At 34.7% G+C, this 21882-nt stretch carries 19 protein-coding genes; all 19 read right to left on the minus strand.

Annotated features, from left to right (window positions below):
- Window positions 1–5: 5 nt before the first annotated feature.
- The 19 genes from NST47_RS35205 to NST47_RS35290 all read right to left on the minus strand — a co-directional run bounded on the left by NST47_RS35205 (window position 6) and on the right by NST47_RS35290 (window position 21872).
- Entirely contained in the window at window positions 6–872 is an 867-nt protein-coding gene (locus tag NST47_RS35205; RefSeq protein WP_341159270.1) for a glycosyltransferase family 2 protein, read from the minus strand.
- Window positions 873–950: 78 nt separating this feature from the next.
- A complete protein-coding gene (locus tag NST47_RS35210) occupies window positions 951–1898 on the minus strand; it encodes a glycosyltransferase family 2 protein (RefSeq protein ID WP_341159271.1) in 948 nt (315 codons plus the stop codon).
- Window positions 1895–2755, minus strand: coding sequence for a dTDP-4-dehydrorhamnose reductase (gene rfbD / locus NST47_RS35215; protein ID WP_341159272.1), 861 nt, complete (start codon window positions 2753–2755; stop codon window positions 1895–1897). Before rfbD ends, NST47_RS35210 begins: the two co-directional genes overlap by 4 nt.
- Window positions 2756–2764: 9 nt before the next feature.
- Entirely contained in the window at window positions 2765–3772 is a 1008-nt protein-coding gene (rfbB, locus tag NST47_RS35220) for a dTDP-glucose 4,6-dehydratase (protein WP_341159273.1), read from the minus strand.
- Window positions 3773–3785: 13 nt separating this feature from the next.
- Complete coding sequence (gene rfbC / locus NST47_RS35225; protein WP_341159274.1) at window positions 3786–4334, minus strand: dTDP-4-dehydrorhamnose 3,5-epimerase; 549 nt, start codon at window positions 4332–4334, stop codon at window positions 3786–3788.
- Window positions 4335–5373: 1039 nt separating this feature from the next.
- Complete coding sequence (locus NST47_RS35230) at window positions 5374–6111, minus strand: sugar phosphate nucleotidyltransferase (RefSeq protein ID WP_341159275.1); 738 nt, start codon at window positions 6109–6111, stop codon at window positions 5374–5376.
- A gap of 17 nt (window positions 6112–6128) precedes the next feature.
- Window positions 6129–7271: a dTDP-4-amino-4,6-dideoxygalactose transaminase gene (gene rffA, locus NST47_RS35235; RefSeq protein ID WP_341159276.1), complete on the minus strand. Its 1143-nt coding sequence runs from the start codon at window positions 7269–7271 to the stop codon at window positions 6129–6131.
- Window positions 7272–7285: 14 nt separating this feature from the next.
- Window positions 7286–7636, minus strand: coding sequence for an EamA family transporter (locus NST47_RS37270; RefSeq protein WP_445667431.1), 351 nt, complete (start codon window positions 7634–7636; stop codon window positions 7286–7288).
- A 9-nt stretch (window positions 7637–7645) separates the two neighbouring features.
- Complete coding sequence (locus NST47_RS35240) at window positions 7646–8002, minus strand: EamA family transporter (protein ID WP_341159277.1); 357 nt, start codon at window positions 8000–8002, stop codon at window positions 7646–7648.
- On the minus strand, window positions 7999–8703 hold the full coding sequence (locus NST47_RS35245) for a WbqC family protein (protein WP_341159278.1): 705 nt from the start codon (window positions 8701–8703) through the stop codon (window positions 7999–8001). The genes NST47_RS35240 and NST47_RS35245 overlap by 4 nt, the downstream gene beginning before the upstream one ends.
- 2 nt (window positions 8704–8705) lie before the next feature.
- A complete protein-coding gene (locus NST47_RS35250; RefSeq protein WP_341159279.1) occupies window positions 8706–9368 on the minus strand; it encodes an acetyltransferase in 663 nt (220 codons plus the stop codon).
- Window positions 9369–10054: 686 nt separating this feature from the next.
- Window positions 10055–10984: a glycosyltransferase family 2 protein gene (locus tag NST47_RS35255; protein ID WP_341159280.1), complete on the minus strand. Its 930-nt coding sequence runs from the start codon at window positions 10982–10984 to the stop codon at window positions 10055–10057.
- A gap of 808 nt (window positions 10985–11792) precedes the next feature.
- Window positions 11793–14555 (minus strand): YfhO family protein, encoded by a 2763-nt coding sequence (locus NST47_RS35260; protein ID WP_341159281.1) that lies wholly within the window; start codon window positions 14553–14555, stop codon window positions 11793–11795.
- A 179-nt stretch (window positions 14556–14734) separates the two neighbouring features.
- Window positions 14735–15313, minus strand: coding sequence for a hypothetical protein (locus tag NST47_RS35265; protein ID WP_341159282.1), 579 nt, complete (start codon window positions 15311–15313; stop codon window positions 14735–14737).
- Window positions 15314–15322: 9 nt separating this feature from the next.
- Window positions 15323–16927: a glycosyltransferase gene (locus NST47_RS35270; RefSeq protein WP_341159283.1), complete on the minus strand. Its 1605-nt coding sequence runs from the start codon at window positions 16925–16927 to the stop codon at window positions 15323–15325.
- On the minus strand, window positions 16924–19137 hold the full coding sequence (locus NST47_RS35275) for a glycosyltransferase (RefSeq protein WP_341159284.1): 2214 nt from the start codon (window positions 19135–19137) through the stop codon (window positions 16924–16926). The genes NST47_RS35270 and NST47_RS35275 overlap by 4 nt, the downstream gene beginning before the upstream one ends.
- 26 nt (window positions 19138–19163) lie before the next feature.
- Window positions 19164–19907, minus strand: a complete 744-nt coding sequence (locus tag NST47_RS35280) for an ABC transporter ATP-binding protein (RefSeq protein WP_341159285.1) — start codon at window positions 19905–19907, stop codon at window positions 19164–19166.
- An 18-nt stretch (window positions 19908–19925) separates the two neighbouring features.
- Window positions 19926–20711 (minus strand): ABC transporter permease, encoded by a 786-nt coding sequence (locus NST47_RS35285; protein ID WP_341159286.1) that lies wholly within the window; start codon window positions 20709–20711, stop codon window positions 19926–19928.
- 42 nt (window positions 20712–20753) lie between these two features.
- A complete protein-coding gene (locus NST47_RS35290; protein ID WP_341159287.1) occupies window positions 20754–21872 on the minus strand; it encodes a DegT/DnrJ/EryC1/StrS family aminotransferase in 1119 nt (372 codons plus the stop codon).
- Window positions 21873–21882: the final 10 nt, after the last annotated feature.

Raw genomic sequence — 21882 nt, forward strand, 5'->3', positions numbered from 1 at the left:
CAGAATCACCTCACGGATCCAAATCGATTTAATGCCAAGGATACAATGAATTTCAGAGTAATACCCAAGTAAACAAGACTATTAACTACAAAATTATACTTTTGCCGATAATGCTTTCTATGAAATAAATACATCGCCCGATGAAACTCATATATGATTTTAAAAGGCTTGCGTCTGCTGCTCGCGCCCTTATGATGTACAATTTGAGTGTAAGGATAGTAATGAATCTGCCATCCCCCTTGTTTGATTCTATAGCACCAATCAATATCTTCACCATACATGAAGAATTCCTCGTCTAGCATGCCCACCTGATCCATCACTTGTTTCCTGACCATCATAAACGCACCTACCAAACAATCTACAGGGTAGTCCTGATCGGGATCGAGATATCCTAATTGGTATTGATTAAATCGTGGGACCTTTGGAAAAAGCTTAGATATACCAAAAGCATAGTAGAACGAGGCTGATGGTGTTGGAAATCCTCTCTTGCAAGCTTTGTCCAGAGAACCGTCTGGCAAAACAATTTTGCAGCCAGCAGCACCAATAGACGAATTCTGATCCATAAAAGCAATCATAGTCTGCAAGGAATCGGAACCCATAATCGTGTCTGAGTTCAACAATAATATATATCGCCCGATAGCTATTTTAATCCCTATATTATTACCTTTTGAGAAACCATCGTTGCTTGGATTTTCAATCAGCCTTACATCAGGATGTCTGCGTTTAATCTCCATAACAGAATTATCAGTCGAATGATTATCAACAACGATAATCTCATAGCTATAAGAAGTTTGAGAATCATATACGGACTTAATGGCATTTAGCGTTAATTGACATGTATTGTAATTAAGAATAATAACACTTACATCCATTTATCATTTCTCCATATTATTGGTATAGCTAATAGTATACCACGAAAATTACTTCATGCGCACCCGGAAACGAAGACATTACTTGAAATAAGCGTAAATTTTGGTGAAATCAATCTTTCTAGCGTTTTGAATTATCTTTCTTTTCTTCAGTAAACTTGACAAGTTTTTAACCAGATCTATCCATGTTGTTAATACTTGAGGTTCTCTGATTATGAAGTACCCTAGACTCATAACCTCATACATGATTAATGGTATACAATTAAGGAACAAGTACTTCATGGTATCGTTTTTAATGATCATTTTATAGCGATTGATATAGGAAAGCCTCCTTACAAACAAGGAAGTTTGACTTCTCGATCCTTTCTTCCATCCGCGATCATGATAAGCAACAGCTTCCGCACAATAAAAGGAGTTCCACCCCCCGATCCTGCTTCGCCAAGCCACATCAACATCTTCTTTATAAGCAAAAAAGTCCTCGTCAAAAAAACAGCCGTTTACACTAATAGCGTCCACCATTTTTTTAGAGTAAAGTGCCGCAGCGCCGCAAACTCCAAACACATCACCACTTATGTTCCATGCCTCGCTGCTGTCCCCAGCCCCTCTATCAAATCCTCGTCTAGACTTCGTAATTATAAGACCTGTACTGTCAATTACTTCCGGAGATCGTTTAAACAGCAGCTTCCCTGTAGCGCTTCCTAGAGATGAATCCTGCTTACATTGCTTCATAAGCGAACTAACATAATCCGGATGCATAGTGACATCCGGATTCAGCACCAAAATGTATTCAGCTTCTGATAAACGTATAGCTTGATTGTGTCCCCCGGCAAATCCGTTGTTAACCGAATTAGCAACATAAGTAATTCGATTTAAATAGGGTTGTAACAATTCTTGCGTTTTATCAGATGAAGCATTATCAATCACAATAATCGAATCAATCGGATATATCTGGTTCAACACAGCAGTCAGACAATCCACAATATAAGCTTCGCTATTATACGTAACGATATGGACACCTACACTACTCATAAGGATACACCATTCACTCCATTATATTTCTTTAGAAAATCCCTTAGACCTTCTTGCCAAGGCCTTAAATCAGCAAACCCATTCGCACGTATAGACATATGATCCATAACTGAATACTTCGGCCGCGGTGCAGGTCTTGGAAACTCTTCTGTTGTACACGGACTAACCATAATGGAGACATTACTTTCCTCAAAGATGGCTTTCGCAAAATCATACCATGAGCATATGCCACTGTTAGAAGCATGGTAAACACCATATTTTTCAGTTGTAACTAATCTCAATAGAAACTCTGCTAAATCTTCGGTGAACGTAGGTGAACCGACTTGATCATGTACGACTTTTAATTGGTCTCTGCCCACTGCCAGTTTTAACATTGTCTTCACAAAGTTATTGCCATGCAATCCATACACCCAAGATGTCCGAACTATAAAAAACTTACTGGAGAAAGCTTGAACCAAGCTTTCTCCGGCACGCTTTGATTTTCCATATACACTGGTGGGGTTAGTGTTGTCATATTCTTTGTAAGGCTTCGTTGATGTACCATCAAATACATAATCCGTACTGATATAACAAATCTTACAGCCTATTTGTTCCGCTGCAACCGCCAAATTCCGAGTACCATAGGCATTTACTTGGTAGGCTGCATCCTCGTCACTTTCAGCTAAGTCTACTGCTGTATGCGCGGCGCAATGAATAATTACGTCTGGTTGATGCTTTCCTATCACATCTATGCACTGGTCAAGGTTTGTAATATCCAGCTCGTTTCGCCCTACGCCAATAACCTCATGACCCTCTTTAAACAAGGCTGCAACATCCGTACCCAGTTGCCCATTAGCTCCCGTAACTATTACTTTCATTCCATCCACCTATCTTGAAGCGTATTGTTGATCATAGTAAGCTTGGTATTCACCAGACTGAATCCGCTGCCACCATTCTTTATTGTTTAAATACCACTGAATCGTCTCTTTAATCCCAGACTCAAAATGATATTTCGGCTGCCATCCCAGCTCATCCGTTATTTTAATAGCATCAATACCATACCGCCTGTCATGACCGAGGCGGTCTTTTACATACGTAATTAATGTGCTCGGCTTGTTTAATTCAGTCAAAATAGCTTCTATGATCTGTATATTTGTTCTTTCATTATTTCCACCGATATTATAAACTTCACCACTCACACCGCTATGCATAACAAGATCAATCGCACTGCAATGGTCTTCTACATATAACCAGTCACGAATGTTTAAGCCATCTCCGTAAACAGGTAATGATTTATCATTGAGTGCATTAGAGATCATTAAAGGAATTAGCTTTTCGGGAAATTGGTACGGTCCATAATTATTGGAGCAGCGAGTGATATTCACATTCATGCCAAAGGTTTCATGATAAGCCTTGACCAATAGATCTCCACCAGCTTTACTCGCCGAGTATGGACTGTTAGGTGTTAACGGGGTTAGCTCTGTGAATAATCCGGTTGCACCTAAAGAACCATACACCTCATCAGTTGAAATCTGAACAAATTTCTGAACTCCATACTTCTTGGCAGCATCCAATACTACCTGTGTCCCCATTACATTAGTTTTAACAAAAATTTGCGGATCCATGATACTCCGGTCTACGTGAGACTCTGCTGCAAAATTAACAACAACATCTATACCCTGACTAAAGATTTCATCCAAGGTTGAAGCATCAGCGATGTCACCTTTTACAAAAGAATAATTCGGATGTTGTTGAATACTTTCCAAATTCTCCAAATTACCTGCATAAGTAAGTACATCCAAATTCACAAACTGATAATCGGGATATTTATTGAGCATATAAATCACAAAATTACTACCGATAAATCCGGCACCACCGGTAATCAATACTTTCATGGGTTGGCCTCCGCTATTCGAAATTCGTTTCTGCATCTGCAAGAACAGGATACTTAGTGTCTTTATGAGAAAGGATAGGTGTTGTGGTAGGCCAATCAATTGCCAAAGCAGGATCATTCCAAGCAATACCACGATCATGCTCGGGTGAGTAGTATCCATCTACCTTATATAGCACTTCCGTATTAGGTACCAACGTACAAAATCCATGAGCAAAGCCTTGAGGTACCAGAAGTTGCCTTTTATTTGCTGCACTTAGGATCACTCCCACCCACTGACCAAATGTAGGAGATTTCTGGCGAATATCCACAACAACGTCATAAATAGCTCCGGCTGTCACACGAACCAACTTTGTTTGTGCCTGAGGATTAAGTTGATAATGGAGTCCTCTTAATACACCTGTTTCAACAGAGAGCGAGTGATTATCCTGTATAAAAATATTCTCAATGCCTAGTTCTTGAAACATCTTACCGTTGTAACTCTCCATAAAAAAACCACGATGATCTTCGAATACAGCAGGCTCGATAATAATTACACTTTGAATTTTTGTAGTTAAAATTTTCATTGCGGCACACCTGCCTATTTTAATCTGCCAAATTCTGAATGACTCCCATAGGTGCGTTCCCACTAACAATGTCACCAACAGATTTGCCCATGAGAGAGCTCCCATGTGGACTACAAAAATTTGTTCTTGGAATATCAGCTTCTGAGGGGATCTACAATCCCCTTCATCGAATATTTTACTTTTCGCCAATTCATTATCTTTGGTTAAAGAGCCGTGAGTGCCCACGTCTGCCCATCAGCCTCGGAGAATATCATAAGTCACTTGACCTCTTTCAATATATGTCTGTTAATGCGTAGCTGCTCTTGGAATTCCGGAAGTTTTCTCCGATGGATACAATTTTACCATCCTTCAGTTTGCAACGCCAAATCTATCGGGTCATAAACTTCCTGAAGCATAATCTTAGCATCCCTCTTTTTTCTCTTGGAATTATCAACATGAGCAAACAATGCTATCCGAAAAAACATTATCGACCAGAAACAACCTTCTGATCATTATCCGCAATAGCTCCTCCAAATCCAACGCTAGTACAAGATACCGCCAGCCTCACCTTGAACTTATACGTAAAATTGATACCCATTTCATGACCACTATTCAGAAGGTTAACTATCTCATTCATATGATCATTGCCAGTAACGATAAGAATGTCTTGATTCCAGATTTTTTAAGTTTAAGCAGAATGGAAGATCATTGGATGTTTCCCCTACTGGGAGGAGACGCTTATTAGATACTTCCGAGCTCGTTAAAACATGAACCTGTTCCGATAAAAGGAAGCATTTATATAGTCCATATTAAAATATACAAATAATAATTATATCCGCACACCACATTGAATATTCCTACTTTCACAAACTGTCTTTTCATTTAATCCTTGTTTTATATAGAATGACCGGCATGTGGCTAACTGGTCCCCCCCACCGGACGCTTGGAACCTACGCACGGTGCAGAAGATTTTTGTCATCTGGGCGGGTTCTCTGATTCAATATTAGTATATTTTCAAACTTGACATTGGCACTATTATACATGATCACCACCAACAGACTTATTTCCGACCGAAATCGTCACCAAAATCAAGATCCTTGGATAGTTCATACGCAAGTGCTAGCGAAGAATGAGTGCCCGCGTCTGTCCACCAACCTGAAAGAATATCAAAGGTCAATTGATTCTGCTCAACATAAGCATTATTAACATCGGTAATTTCCATTTCCCCACGATTAGAAGGTTTTAGGGTTTTGATAATATTAAATACATTGTTGTCATACATGTAAACTCCAGTAACCGCATATGAACTCTTCGGTAGCTTAGGCTTCTCTTCGATGGATAAAATATGACCTCCAGATAGTTCGGCTACTCCATATCTTTCTGGATCATGAACATCCTTTATTAAAATTTTCGCTCCTTTTTCTTGCTCTATAAACTTTCTCACATATACGGAAATGTCATCTTCAAATACATTATCACCTAATATAACTACCATCGAATTATCACCTACAAAGTTTTCAGCCAAGCCTAATGCTTGAGCAATTCCACCTGCTTGATCCTGCACTTTATAAGTGAAACTTACACCGAACTCATGACCACTTCCCAAAAGGTTAACAACTGCACCCATATGATCTCGACCAGTAACAATTAATATATCATGAATATCCGCTTTTATTAATTTTTGAATTGAATGATATATCATTGGATATCTTCCGACTGGAAGCAAATGTTTATTTGTGACTTTAGTTAATGGATATAGACGAGAACCAGTTCCACCAGCTAATATTACACCTTTCATTTAAGAACCTCCAAATCTTAATATAAAAATTTCTTTTGATAAAAGCGTTCAATTAGTCCTACAATATATTCAATTTCCGAATTCTTTAAATTATAATACATTGGTAACCGCAGTAATCGTTCACTCTCTTGTGTAGTAAAGAGGTCAGATCCATGGAATCTCCCATATTTCATTCCAGCATCAGCATTGTGAAGTGGGATGTAGTGAAAGACACTCAAAATTTCATTTTTCATCAAATAGTCTATTAAATTTGTTCTCTCATCTAAATCTTTGGTTTTGATATAAAACATATGAGCGTTATGTTCACAATCTGAAGGTACATGAGGTAGATCAATAAAACCCCGCTTTTGTAGATGCAGTAATCCTGAATAATAATGATTCCAACTAGCAAGTCTATTCAAATTAATATTCGTTGCCATATCAAGTTGTGCATATAAAAATGCAGCATTTATTTCACTTGGCAAATAAGATGATCCCAGATCTACCCAAGTATATTTATCTACTTGCCCTCTAAAAAATTTAGAACGATTTGTTCCTTTTTCTCTAATTATTTCGGACCTTTCAATGAACCGTTCGTCATTAACTAATAAAGCTCCTCCTTCACCGCAATTATAATTTTTAGTTTCGTGGAAGCTATAACATCCCATATGACCTATGGTGCCTAAATGCTTTTGTTTGTAACGACTCATTACTCCTTGCGCCGCATCTTCAATAACTAGTAGATCATAATGACTTGCAATCCTTAATATTTCATCCATTTCGCAAGAAACACCCGCATAATGAACTGCAACTATCGCCTTAGTTTTTTTTGTAATCGCACTCTCTATTAACTTTTCATTTATATTCATTGTATCTGGTCTGATATCAACAAACACAATTTTCGCACCTCGAAGTACAAAAGCATTTGCGGTAGAAACAAAAGTGTAAGATGGCATTATAACTTCGTCACCTAGTTTAATATCTGCTAAGATTGCAGACATTTCTAGTGCATGTGTGCAAGATGTTGTAAGAAGTGCTTTTTCAGCTAGAAAATTCAGTTCAAACCATTCATGACATCTTTTTGTGAAGACTCCGTCGCCAGATAACTTTAAAAGATACAGGGCTTCTTCAATATATTTTATTTCATTCCCGGTGACTGCAGGAATATTAAATGGAATCATAATTAACCTCCTAGTCATAAGTGATAAACGATTATCCCAATCAAAATTAGTAAGATGCCTAATAGTTTGTTTGTTGTGATTTTTTCTTTTAAAATAATAAAAGCCAAAATAGATGTAATAACATAATTTGAAGACATAATTGTTGTTAGTGTCTTTAAAGGGAAAAACTTGAGTAGATAAGTGGTTAATATAGTTATACATACGAACCCAAAATATCCTATTAGAATATAAGAATACGAATTAAGGAATTTAACAAATAAGTTACTATTAGCAGTTAGCTTGCTTTTTTCTGCCCCAATTTTCAAAAAAATCTGACACACACCATTTAACAAGACAACAAAAACAGATAGTAAAATAATCCCCATAAATTCCACCTATTTATTTAAAACGATTACACCAACCATCATAATCGCAATACCCATTAGATTATTTATACTAATATCTTCTTTAAACACATAATAACTAATAAATATTATAAAAATAAAAACAATTGATGTAGACGGATAAGCTACGGATAATTCGATTCGTTTAAGTGTTAAATGCCAAAAAAATGCTTGTACCATGAGGGACATTAATGATGCGATGTAATATGGATTTAAAAGTACTGTAATAATATGGCCGAATTCCACATGATTAGCAGATACTTTGCCAAAATAAATTGCGATTGTTTGAAAAAAAATACTTGTAAATAAAAAAAGAATAGCCGCAAATTTACTTGTTGCATCCTTCATAATATTAAACTTTCTTTCCATCCCCATATAAAATAAGGGGAATCATTCCCAGCGTTAAACAATGTATCTAATATAGAGACATAGTGATCGAAAGGAGGGTGTAATTGCTGATATTCGGGATAATTAGGGTAATCTTTATAGTATAGATTAATCTTTCTCTCAATAAAGTATTTCTCTTCAATATAATCCTTAGCGGAAGGTCCAGAAATATAATTATCTGTCTTCGCATGCTCAAGTAACATTAATAGACGATCTAACTTATTACCTTGTAATGAAAATTCACGAGAATCTTTAAATTCCGTCTTAATTCCAAGAAAATCTAAAGAGATAGTTTTTATTAAATACTGATTTAAATCTGATAATGATTCCCACATTTTTTCAAGATAAACATATTGTAAAAATTCATTATATCTTTTAAAATATGGAGCCTTTGAGTAATTAGCTTGTAAACTTGTATAATGTTTTTTACCCCATTGCTTATTGGTAAGTTCTACTTCACAAATCAGTTGCTCATTGTGTGAACCAATAGGAATAGTCAGCCACTGTGTCCCTTTAGACGTCTTTATTTTATTACGGTTTCTCCAATCGTTCTTGGTATATTGGACATCGTCATAAAATATAAATAGATCAACATCATGAATTATATCAAAATAACCTTTCCAAGGAATATAGTTCGATTGAAGTACAGCTACTGTTTTCATTTTTAAATACTCCTTAATTGGTCACTAGAAATACCCATAGGCATAGAATGAATTGACTTATATACGCTTTTTTCCACAGTATTCCCAAGAATAGCGACTCCGGCACCAATAACACACTCTCTTCCGACCTCAACACTATCGCGAATTACTGCACTATTTCCAATGAAGCACCCTTCGTTAATTATGACATTACCTGATAAGGAAGCATTGGGCGCAATAAAACAATAATTATTTATTATTGAGTGATGTCCGATATGACAACCACTCCAAAGAATAACAGCATCTCCTACCTTTACAAACGGTTGAACAATAACACCTTCTAAAATAAAACTGTTGGCACCCAATTGAACATTTTTAGCAATTATAGCATCATTACTTATAAATGATGCAAAGCGATAACCTTTACTTTTAGCCTGCATATATATATTACTTCGAACCTTGTTTATTTGTGTATAACCTACAGCTACAAACATATGAAACTGGTCTTGGGGGTATATACTTTCAACAATTTCAAATGGAATTAGAGGCAATCCTAAGAACTTGTCAGTGGATATATACAATTTGTTCACTGTGAACGCTACAACCTCATAATTAATATCATTATTAAAATAATAGTAAGCTAATTCAGCAAAATCGCCAGTCCCAAATATTACGATTTTTTGCATTTATTATAAACCTCCAAAAATAATCAAAACAATGTATTAATAAACTGTAAGACAGTTATTAAGAAATAAATCCAATTTAAATTCTATGATTGAGTATTCTGGAATTAGTATTATGGATTAGGTAATTAAAAATAGCAACACGAAAAAGAAATTTATGGCGTCCGTACCCAAGAGTTACGATGTTCTATAAGCTAAGACAGTCGCTCTTTTATAACAATGTATCACAAGTGATTCGCGAGAGAGAAAGACGCATGATCATAGATGTTTGTGACAGCCATAGAGAAATTAATAGATAACCATGGAGCGACTCATCTGAATGGGAATAATCTCATACTGAACTTCACGTGCCATAACCAGTAATTAATTAACAGTCTGTCAGAGACCTTTTTTGCGATCGATTCCTAAGTTAAAAGTCTACAAGCATCCCGAGGTCAGATTGCCACTTCAAAATTCAATTTCTTTCAGAGTTTGAAGTTCATGCCGTACTCTTGTAACAATTTGCACAATAATCCATTGGCTTATACTTATCAATATAACATTCATTGGTTTGCATTTAATTTTTCATACAAGTATTCATCAAATAAATCCAGAAAACACTAAACTGTGAATCTGCATATTGTTAGGCATGCTCTTTAAATTGATTACCTGTAAAAACAATAAACTTAGTATAATCGAACAAAATGTTATCATTCCTCCTGTCCATATGTATTTTTCACAATAGTGTAAGGTCTTTGTTTTACTTCAGTAAATATTTTTGAAATATAAATACCTACGATACCCAAACAAAAAATGATCATTCCACCCATTAACCAAATAGATGCAACAATTGAAGTCCAACCTACCATACTTATCCCGAACAATAATTGTCTCAAAAGTAAGAAAATTACAAATCCAAAAGAAATCGAAGATATTAATGAGCCTATATTAAAAATAAATTCTAATGGCTTATTTGAAAATGATGTAATAGCATTTATCATAAGAGCTAACTTTTTGTTGAATGAATATGTCGTAGGGCTTGTACTGTGTTTTATTACTGAAATTGGTTTTTGGTTATAACCTGTTATCGCAAATAACCCGGCTAAGAAAACCTCCCTTTCTTGATGTGAAACAAGAGCTTTTACATAGTCTGACTTCATCAACCGGCACGTAGCCGTATTGTGTATAATCTTATCGTTAGATAGGTAATTATAGACACCATAAAATATTCCACCTGTTATTTTTTCGAAAACACCTCCTTTTCTTTTCATCTGAACACCGTAAAGAACATCAACCTCTTTATTGATTAGCATTTCCCGCCAAAATAATTCAAGTAATTCGGGAGGCTCTTCCAAATCCACATCAATAAGAAAAACATATTCTCCCTTAGCAAAACTAAGACCTGTCATAATGGCGTTATGATGACCAAAATTTCTGGATAAGTCAATTACTTTAATTCTATTATCACTTTCCCTTAATGATAAAACTATTTCTAATGATTGATCCGGCGAACCATCATTTACAAACACAATTTCGAAATCATGCGTTATACTTTCAGATGTCTGTTTAATCCTTTGATAAAATTCAGTTATATAAGTGGATGACTTATATAATGTAGCCACTACAGTTAATTTAACCACCATGTACACTCCTACTAAATAGTAATGTTATCACCTGATTCCTCGCTCATTCTCTACATTTTAACTTTGACAGTTTAAGAAGTACGGGTGGAGCATGTAGTCTTTTATTCTGAACTGTCAGGGCGTTAGCAGGAATAGAGCATAGGATCGTTGGGGTCCAAAACTGTGGATAATTGGATATAATCGGACAGTTGTTGGGTAGTACTTACAACAATAAGGATGATCAAATGGGTTTTTCCAAGCTCAACTTGCTTTTTTTTTCGTGTTGAACCCTGATTATTAAAAAAAGGAGTAAATATTGTTAGTATCAACTCCTTTTCTCTATCAAAGTTTATGTTATGCTATAGCACGAAAACAATGAACGCTTTCCAAGCAGAATCCTATATCCACATATTCTTTATCAGCAAAAAAGTCTTTATTAAAGAGACAACCCTTCTACGCTAATAACCTCAACCATTTTCCTTGAATATCTCGCCGCGGCACCGAAAGGAAGGAGTTGTGCTTCTCGCAGTGTTCCTTTCGAAAGTACGAACGTAAATCCAAAGAGAAGGAGAAGGAGAAACCATCGGTCGCCAATCAGGTTTGACAAAGCTATTCGTACCACTCAATATTGACATCATCATGAGGAACATTGGAAGTCCAAGGCCTCCATATATTGAGCGAGATAAAATCTTGAGAGTTTTATGGACTGGTTACCTATAATTTTTCAAACTTTGGTAGATATCCTTTTTCAGACCCTCGACAGAACTTATGTTTTAGTACCATTTGATCACATAGATTTACAACATGTTTTATTGCAGAATTCAAGTTAAGTATTATTATTTAGTACAATCGGATCTTTCCGACTTTCTCTCACAATAATATATGCCATAACAACCAGTGTCAATAGAGTAATAAACCCACCCACAAAAAGTATTCTCGGAAAAAAATAAAACTCAATCTCTGAGTCGCCCATAGGTACTTCGATTCCCTGGATTAGACCATTCACCATGTATATCTGCGTTTCTTTACCATTTACCTTTGCTTTCCACCCTGGATAGTAGTTTTGAGAGAAATTTATAAAAGAAGGCTTGTCAGAGTGTACGACCGCTTTAATGCTGTTATTTTTAAAATTCCCCACAGAAATGTTAGTATTGGTATTCGTCAAATCCACATTCTTGAAGTTCTCTATATAGCTTACATTAGATAGATCGTAATCATATATATTCCCATAAATATCATTTACATCCTTAATCGACATTGTCTTTTGAGGAACATACAAGATGTCCTTCGCATTAATATTTTCAAAAATGCGATTTCCTTCGTCAATCAAAAAAGGTTTATATACATGTTCCTGTATTTGGGTTTCCATTTCTGTAATAACAAAATTGGTTATATGCATTTCAGATGTAGGGGTGGAAACTACTCTCAAATATATATTGTCTATTGCTGCGGAGTCTCCTGAATAGACATAACCTGTATGCCTAGAGGTACCAACTTGAATATGAAAATTCTTTTGTTGTTCTGGTTGATCATATTTCTCCCCACCATATAAATCTACATAAAATAATTCCTGCTGCCCTACAGAATTTGCGTTAAACTCCACCTTATAGTATGTTTGCGGCTTTATTGCAACTGGTTGGGAAAAAACAAATACTTTCCCCATTAAATCAGGAATCGAAATTATATCCTTTTCATACACAACTGCCTTTTCTCCTATGATCTTTTTTATTTCTCCCTTTTCATTAATAAGATTGCTAGAATCAATAATATATTTTACCCCCAACATAGACAATAAATCGTTTTGCAACAACAAATTATCTTCAGCGTTCAGTGAACCTGTAAGAAGCCCAGTAAAGTTTAAAGGTGCCTGATTTCCGTTTGAAAAGAGCTTGTATATTCGAGGATTATTAAATGGAATAAAAGCATTAATCGTAGAAATTCCTTTATATAAATTTGAATTTTGAGAGATAAAGCTCTCATGCCCACCATCTATACCAGGAAAGGCATCCCAAACTTTATAATTCCCAATATTTTGAGCAATAACTTGACTAGCTTTATCTTTTAAATTAAAAACTTCAAAATTTGTTGAACGGGAGATAGTGCTAAAGGAATTGGTTTCTACGATGGTAAACAAAACTATCACCACCCCAAAGCACCCATAAACCTTATTGTACTGCGCTCCTGACCATTTTTTACTCCCTTTATAAAGTGAAAACGCAACAAAATACGCTGCAATTAAAACAAGCAATCCTGGTAAAAAAACGATTTTACAATAGTTATAAAAAGTTCTGATGTCATCAAAATTAAATTTTTGGACTGACATCAGATTTATTAAATTCGCAAAAATAGCACAACAAAGTACCGAGCATATCCCTAAAGCAAACCATTTAGAAAATCGATAGAAATTTTCCGATTGTCGAGGTACACTTAGTTTCGAGAGTGTGATTGCAAATAACACCAATGCAAAGAAAATGAAAATGAAAAGTGCACGCGACGGAACACGAAAGCCGTTTATTGCTGGAATTTGATAAAGAAATTCGCTTAGCAGTGGAATGTGCGCGTTTGCTGAAAAAAGAAATGCTCCAACCATCATGCCAAGCGATAATTTTATCCTAAAATCAGTAAAATAACGAGTTGCACCAAACAAGATAATAAGAAGTACAAACACTCCCAAAAACAATTCTATGTCAAAGCCAGATGAATAAGCTGTTCCAAACGGTTCATATACATTTTCGCCATAGATACGTGGGAAAAGCATCATTAATAGTTTCATATAATGAATCGAATAACCTTTAAAATACTCTATGGATGCAGCTGTTGCTCCAGACTGCCCATACTCCTGCACAAGCTGTACTGTAGGTAGTAATTGAAACGAAATCAAACCTAAATAGGAAAGCCCCCACAGCAGCCCATCTGTTATAATTTTTTTTAATTTTATTTTGTTATATAGTCCAACAATCAATAAAAATATACCTGCCGCAATATCTGTGTAAACTACATCTTGTATATAAGCGATATAAAACTGAAATGTCATAGCTACAGAAGACAAGAGTAACCATTTTATTCTTTTAGTAATCATATATTTTTGTATAAAATAAAGAATTGCCGGTAAATAGACAATGGTGACAATAATAACAATATGCTCCTTGCGATACCCTCCCATATGAATCGAAAGCTCATAAATCAAAGCAGTACATAAGCTCGCTACCTTGCCACAGCCAATTTCTTTAGTAAATAAATATGTAAAAAAAGATCCAATCGCCAAATGGATCGCATAAAACGAATACATAAGCAATTTAAAAGGTAAAATGGATAGTATAAGCGCTATAGGGTAAAATGCGCTATTTGTAAAGTCCAAAGCAAAAGGAGTACCATTTGTGAGAAATTTATTCCAAAGTGGGAAATCCCCCTGGACAAGAGAAGAACCTAAAAACGCCTTCTGAGTGAAAAACTGAATACCATCTCCAGTCACTATGCTTTTATTAGCGGAAAACAAATCCCAATAAAGTACAAAAGGCAGAGAAAAAAAGATTACAAACAAAACAACATTGAACCATCTACTGTTGTGGAATTTAACCAGCTCAAACAATTGAACCCCCCTTTTCTTTCATACAATCGTTTTTTATTGATGTGACGAGCTTTGTTACATTCGATGAAAATTCTTTATATACATATCATTATCAAATTCGAATTACTCTGGAAAGCCCTTTACCCGTAGGCCAAGTTATTAAAAGAAGTTGCTTTATATTCAAAGCCTACTCTCATCCCTCATTCTGAAAATATCTGGCTTCTCCTAATCTTAAAGAACAATATAATAAACAATACAAAACAAACAGCATTTACAGAAAAAATAATCGGACTATGAATTATTGATAATATCAGCATACCGATACTTCTTTTCAAAAAATCATTTTGATATACAATTTGATCTGATGAAAAACCGATTTCTGGATTGGTTGAAAACCACATCACATTCTTCTCATCTACTAAATCAAATTTGACTTTGGAATAATTTAATTCCATTGGCTGAATTCCCGTAGATATATCTACATACAATTTGACATTGCTAATGCCTTTATCATTGACTGATATGGGTGTTCTCTTGCCTTCCCACAGTATTTCTTTATCATTGATATCATATAAATGGTAAGCTAAATAGACACCATCATTATAAAGCTCTATTTTACTAAAATGAATTGACAAATCCACATCAAGCTTCGTAGTGTATTGCACCCTCTGAGAATTAACAACTATATTCACATCACTAGAAGAGTTAGCACTTATAACAATGCTATTAACAGACAATAACACAAACATTATCAATACTGTAACCAATACTTTTTTCATGTCCCCACCTTATTTACTCATATTTTCCCTAAATACTTGGTTATACTCTCGGACCACTGTTTTCCAATCTCTTTGCTCAAATTTTTTAAACAAATCATCCTGTGCTTCAAATAAGAATTGAGCGTTGTCAACTGCCCAAATAATTTTATGTGCGATTGAATGCGGGTTGTAAGGATCAAATAACATAAGATCACTCAAATGAGAATCATCAATCTCTGCATGAACAACAGGTATGTTGCTCATTACTGATGGAGTCCCTACCGAATATGCCTCCGAGAACGTAAAAGGAAACCCTCCTTCAAATAGAGTTGGATTAACAGCACACTTAGAAAGCTTGGTAAAGGCTGCTAAGATTTCCGAAGATAAATTATGCATAACAAAAATATCGTTTTGCAAATGATTTGCACGAATATATTCTGGTATACTCTTAATCGAAGTAATATCTCCAGTTAATATGAGCTTTACATTTCTATGCATATCTCTATTAATGATTTTAATCGCTTTGACAAGATTATTTATATTCTTATGGGGCCTACACTGAGAAGGGTAAATAATAAAATTCATTTGCTCTATATTGGACTTACTCAATATATGTCCATTGCCATAGTTGATTCTAATAAATTCATTAACAATCTGTTGAGCATTTTGTTTTTGAGTAAAATAGTTGATAATAGCTTTAGGAACTTTCAAATGCTCACTCATATTTATATTAGCATGCTTAATCACAGTAATTTTTCTAGCATCTATACCACATTTATTCACAAGATGATGAGTTTTCACATATTCACTATAGCAAATAATACTGTCTGCAGCTTCAATGCTCTTTCTAATTCGACTATGGTTCGCTACTTCACCAGGAAATTGAGTTGGAAAATCATAAAATACAATATCAGGGGAAGCAAGCACCTTCTTGCAATCTATACCTTTTATCTGAGGCCAACTCATGGATGGAATAAAACAAACTTTTATCTCTTCATGTTTATTGACTAGTGCGACCACTCGCTTTAACTCATTATCGATTAATCTTTGATAAATTATTCCTCGCGCTTTGAGGAGTAAGGATTTATTCTTTTTTATTAATGAGTTATTAGCCAATGCTCTTTCAGTAAAAAAATTAACTTTCTTTTTGGTCTTAGAAAATAAACTATACAACAAATACAATATGCTAAATAATATTCCAAATGGTAGCAAAATGATTGAAATTAATAAATAACCAATTACTTTGCCCAATAAATAAAACAAAGAGGTAGTTCCAAGAAAATTTACTGTCAAATCATTAAATAAATTGAGTGATTTCTTCATGGTTTTCATTATTAATTGTTTAATTCGGGATGTCGTAACTTTCTTATTCCTTCTTTGCTTAATATATGTTTTTAATCTGACTCCAAAAGGAATGTTATCCGTACATATAATTTCAAATTTATTATTGGAAATTTTGTTATCTTTAAATAATTCATAAATAGATTGTGTTAACCAAGCAGGACAAAACAAAACTACTGAATCGCTATCTACATCATTTTCTTTCAGTAGAAATGCCAGTAATCTACCAATACCTTCTGCCGCTAAATTCACCCCAGGCTGAAATCCTAAAAATATCGCTGTCTTTTTCTTCATAGTAGCATCCTCCATACCCGAGACATCTCCTCTACTGAATATGCAGGTATTTCTACCTTTGAGGGGTGAAACTCTGAAATATCTGTCAGGACCTCAAGTAAAGCATTTTTATTTGAAATGAATTTTTTATATTCAAACTTATATCTAACTAATGTTTCAAACTCAATATAATGAGGTAATTCTTCAAGAATAACTCTTTTTGAAAAAAAAGCTGCTTTTGCTAGTTTATTAGTTATATTACTTACATTATGAGGAATAATTATTTTTTTCGCGTGAGCATATAATGAAGCATATTCATCCACTCTTAGATCAACATGCACAGTTACATATTTATTTAATAACTTTGAGTTTTTAATAATATTGTTTATATAGTAAATTTCATCGCTATTTTGCTGCTCTTTCGAACAATTGTTAATATGAATTTTAATTACTTCTTCTGCTCGATATAAACTATAATAATCGGATATTTCACTAAGAATCTTGGTAATGCTTTCAAATTTATTCAAATCAACTTCTATAAGAATGTACTCTTTTTTCATATTGAAATTATTATGTGCGTTTGATTTCGAAAAAACATTTGGAATCATCAGAATTTTCTCTTCTTTAATCCCCAAATGAGTTACTAAATCATGTTTTGTACTTTCAAAGCAAGTCAATATAAAAGAAGCATTTTTATAATTGGAGATTGCCACATTTGAAATTGCTTGATAATATCGATCCCCGATGTTATCGACATAAATGCCGTATGGCTTTAATGGTACAATTGGCTTATCTATGTTATCATTCAAAAACAACCAGTAATCAGCTTCAATATTATTATGCGTGTAATCTGTTGGAAGTATATACTCACCATACCATAATGGCTCTTGCTTAAACATTAATGCTAGAGAATCCGATGTATTTGCAATTGACATCGCTTCAAGTTGGTATTCTCTAATGGAAACTCCAGAATCAACAAGATCTACAAAGTCTTTTTCAACATTAATTTGATTTAGAGGAACATTTAATATAATACTATTGAGTGAGTCAACTTCTTTAAGACCACTATTAATCATATTAATCATTTCAATTCGCTCAGCAAGGTAATACTGGGGTTGCTTATCAGAAATAAATATAGCAACTTTTTTAGGAGGATTCTTTTCCTCAAGCAAACTATTTACAATTGGCAGAAAATTATCTTCCCAAGCCTTTTTGTTGAATTCGTATGAAAATTTATACAAAATTTCTTTTTGATCCTCTTTAATTTCTTCAATCAGTTTTATATCACCATTTAGTATTCTTTCAACCTTCTTACGTGCTTCAGTAATATCTTTACAACATCCTGATTGTCTCTCACCTCCAAGAATACTAAGGGCTCCCCCCTTCATGTAAACAACTGGCATCCCTGCTATCATTGCCTCTAGGGGATGGTAGTGTAAATGCCGCGGATAAGTGGAATGGTAATACATTACTTTACACTTTCTAAATAGATCATTTATGTCTTCTCTTTCAAGATATCCAGTAACTCGAACGTCATCTACTGGCACTGGCTGATTACCTGCAACGATATAATCAAAACCCTTAAAGTCTTTCTTGAACTTCTGATAAATCTCACCAGATACAGCATTAAATTTAATTCTCGTACAGAAAAACAAAACTTTGTCTGTAGCCCCAGTCCATTGATTTTCTACGGTATAGAAATCATCGGGCAGACCTAACGGCATAAAAACTGCTTTCTCTTTATAAATACCTTTTTCAATATCTGCTATATTCTCGTAACAATGCGAAAACCAAAACCGATCTTTAATTTGCTCCATCTTAAAAAAATAATCCTCACCAAACACATCTTTTGTAATGTCATAATAAGTATGAGCATCTCCAAGACCAAAAGCCCTAGCAAATATATATCCCTGGAAATTATCTATTATTTTATTTAAAGCATAAAAATCAAACATTACTATTACAATATCAAAATGCTTATTAATAATATTGCGAATAATAAAGGGCATGTCTTCGTTCATATAAAAATTGTATTCATTCAGCATCTGCAAATCGTGTTGTGGTATTGTTAGTGTATTATCATATTCATAGGTAACCGAGCCACTCTGTTGAAGTATATTTTTGGGAACCACTTTAGGAGTATAGATTTCGAATCCTAAATCTCTCATTAGAGGCAATTCAAACTTACTTAATGTATCATGATTCAATAACCAGAGAATTCTCTTTTTCAACAAATTAATCCTTCCTTTATCCCCATTTACACTGTTTTTTTGTAAAATTCTATAACTTCTTCAGGAATACCATCTTTAATAATTTGCCCTTGTTTGATCAAAATTACACGACTACAAACGTCCCTGATGGTTGTAAGATCATGTGAAACAAGTACAAGTATTTTAGCCTTGCTCATAAGTCCTGTCATTCTCTCTTTTGCTTTAGCTGTGAAGGAGGCGTCACCAGCAGCGATAACTTCATCAAGTAACAATATTTCCCCTTCTATTGATGTTGAAATAGCAAATGCAAGGCGTATAAGCATACCTGATGAGTACGAACGAATGGGATAATCGATAAATTCTCCAAGTCCAGCAAAATCGATAATTTCTTGTTCTTGTTTTAGTATAGCTTTTGGTGTTTCCCCGAGCAGAAGACCGCGATACATGATATTCTCTCTACCCGTCGATTCAAGATCAAAGCCTAACGATAAATCAAATAACGAACGAATTTCTCCCCTTACCTTTAAATCTCCCGACTTGATAGGATAAATTCCAGCAATTGTCTTTAACAAAGTACTTTTACCTGCACCGTTATGTCCAATAATCCCTAATTTTTCCCCTTCTTGAACAGTTAAACTGAAATTCCTAAGGGCATGTACATTATCTAGCTTATCCTTTTTCTTTTGCAGCTTTAATAATGAGAATATTTCCTGTTTAAATGTCGTAGCGTTGTATATATGTGACGGATAATACAAATCGACATTTTCAAGCTCAATACAACATTTATCCATTTTGGCTCCTCACATCTATTATAGATAAAAAATAACATTCTTATGATTCTTTTTGTTGACCCAGATTGCTATAAGAGCTAATACAAAAATAGTTCCAACGGTAAAACCATAATCACTCAAAGAGGGCATTTCTCCATTTAAGAAAGGTTCCCTTACTAGAGCCAACAAATGAGTTACTGGGTTCATATTAAAGAAATTCTTTAACACCGGATTTGATGTAAACATCTCCTCTTTGAAAAATACGGGAGAGACATACCAGACTGCTTGAATGACTAGTGCCATAACTTGCGGATAGTCTCGGTATTTAGTATTTGTAAAGCCAGCAATTGTAGTAATTGACCATGACATCAGGAAATATAGAAAAGTTGTCAACGGTAATGTTATTATTCCCAAAATAACATTCTGTGGGCTTAAAATCAGCATCCAAACAACTAACGATGCCATAGCTATAACGAAAGTAATTGTAAATACTAAAGCAGATTTTAGTGTATAGATGATAATCGGATGATTAAACTGGCGAATGTACTGCTCACCCGTCATAATAGAGTGACCACCACCAATAAAAGAACCACTTATTAACTCCCAAACGATTAGACCCGATAGTACATAAGGAGCATAATCAGCAAATGACATATTAAATACTGTACCGAAAACTGTTGACATAAGCACTGTAAGGAGCAAAGGATTCATAAACGTCCATAGTATACCTAACTTTGATCGCCTAAATTTGTTTTTTAATTCTGCTCTTACGAGATGTGCCCAAAAGTATCTCGTGCGGTATATTTTTTTCATATATTCGCTCAAAACTCTACCTCCGACAGTCTAACTATATAATACTTAAGTTCTTTAAGTATTTTTTTCACAATGATAGACGAGTCTTTCACATATATAAGTGATATCCGATTCGCTCAACACAGCATTTGTAGGGATATTAAATCCTCGTGCAGATATAAGATCTGCTGACGGATATGTTGACTCCTCATAATAAGGAGGCATTTGATGCATAGGATAAAACAAAGGTCTTGTTTCTATCCCATCATTTCCAAGTAACATCATTATTTCGTCTCTACTTGACTTAATTTTATCTGTCAACAATATTGATACCATCCAATAAGAATGCTTGGCCCATGGCATTTCAGTTTGTATCGTAAATAAGTCTTTATATTCAGACAATTCTCTAATATATGCATTAGCCACATTTTTCCGCTTTTCTAAATGCCACTCAATATTTTCCAACTGACCTAATCCTATAGCTGCTTGCATATTGGTCATACGGTAATTATAACCTACAACATTAAACCAATATCTTCTTTCTGGATCCATTCCTTGTCCTCTAAGAAGCCTCATCCTGGCAGCAAGATCTTCGTTGTTAGTCGTGATCATTCCACCTTCACCAGTAGAGATGATCTTATTACCAAAGAAACTGAACGTTCCAACATCACCAATCGATCCAACAACTTTACCCTTATACTCTGCCCCATGTGCCTCTGCCGCATCCTCTATTACGAAAAGGTTATATTTTCTCGCAATTTCCATAATCGGATCCATATCCACCGGATGACCGTAAAGATGCACTACAATAATACCTTTAGTTTTATCTGTTATTTTTTCCTCAATTAGTTTAGGATTCATATTCCATGTATCCGGCTCGCAATCAACTAATACAGGGGTCGCTCCACAATAAGTAACTGCATTTGCGGTAGCAATATAAGTAAATGTAGGAACGATAATTTCATCGCCTTGACCCACTCCATAAGCCAATAAGGGTAGATGTAGTGCGACTGTTCCATTGGCACAAGACAAAGCATGCTTTACTCCGCAATATTTCGCAAAATTCTGTTCAAAAGCTGTTACATATTTTCCATTAGAAGAAATCCATCCGGTATCAATGCAATCCATCACATATTTTTTTTCATTGCCATTAAGAACAGGTCCTGCCAATGGAATATTTTTGACTGCTTTCATTTTTCTCCAT

This window comes from Paenibacillus sp. FSL H8-0034 (assembly GCF_038000305.1).
Taxonomy (GTDB): domain Bacteria; phylum Bacillota; class Bacilli; order Paenibacillales; family NBRC-103111; genus Paenibacillus_S.

What these genes read in the sequence shown, in the direction of transcription:
- NST47_RS35205 (WP_341159270.1), bottom strand. Translation starts at nt 872, where the DNA reads ATGGATGTAAGTGTTATTATTCTTAATTACAATACATGTCAATTAACG.
- NST47_RS35210 (WP_341159271.1), bottom strand. Translation starts at nt 1,898, where the DNA reads ATGAGTAGTGTAGGTGTCCATATCGTTACGTATAATAGCGAAGCTTAT.
- rfbD (WP_341159272.1), bottom strand. Translation starts at nt 2,755, where the DNA reads ATGAAAGTAATAGTTACGGGAGCTAATGGGCAACTGGGTACGGATGTT.
- rfbB (WP_341159273.1), bottom strand. Translation starts at nt 3,772, where the DNA reads ATGAAAGTATTGATTACCGGTGGTGCCGGATTTATCGGTAGTAATTTT.
- rfbC (WP_341159274.1), bottom strand. Translation starts at nt 4,334, where the DNA reads ATGAAAATTTTAACTACAAAAATTCAAAGTGTAATTATTATCGAGCCT.
- NST47_RS35230 (WP_341159275.1), bottom strand. Translation starts at nt 6,111, where the DNA reads ATGAAAGGTGTAATATTAGCTGGTGGAACTGGTTCTCGTCTATATCCA.
- rffA (WP_341159276.1), bottom strand. Translation starts at nt 7,271, where the DNA reads ATGATTCCATTTAATATTCCTGCAGTCACCGGGAATGAAATAAAATAT.
- NST47_RS37270 (WP_445667431.1), bottom strand. Translation starts at nt 7,636, where the DNA reads ATGGGGATTATTTTACTATCTGTTTTTGTTGTCTTGTTAAATGGTGTG.
- NST47_RS35240 (WP_341159277.1), bottom strand. Translation starts at nt 8,002, where the DNA reads ATGAAGGATGCAACAAGTAAATTTGCGGCTATTCTTTTTTTATTTACA.
- NST47_RS35245 (WP_341159278.1), bottom strand. Translation starts at nt 8,703, where the DNA reads ATGAAAACAGTAGCTGTACTTCAATCGAACTATATTCCTTGGAAAGGT.
- NST47_RS35250 (WP_341159279.1), bottom strand. Translation starts at nt 9,368, where the DNA reads ATGCAAAAAATCGTAATATTTGGGACTGGCGATTTTGCTGAATTAGCT.
- NST47_RS35265 (WP_341159282.1), bottom strand. Translation starts at nt 15,313, where the DNA reads ATGAAAAAAGTATTGGTTACAGTATTGATAATGTTTGTGTTATTGTCT.
- NST47_RS35270 (WP_341159283.1), bottom strand. Translation starts at nt 16,927, where the DNA reads ATGAAGAAAAAGACAGCGATATTTTTAGGATTTCAGCCTGGGGTGAAT.
- NST47_RS35280 (WP_341159285.1), bottom strand. Translation starts at nt 19,907, where the DNA reads ATGGATAAATGTTGTATTGAGCTTGAAAATGTCGATTTGTATTATCCG.
- NST47_RS35290 (WP_341159287.1), bottom strand. Translation starts at nt 21,872, where the DNA reads ATGAAAGCAGTCAAAAATATTCCATTGGCAGGACCTGTTCTTAATGGC.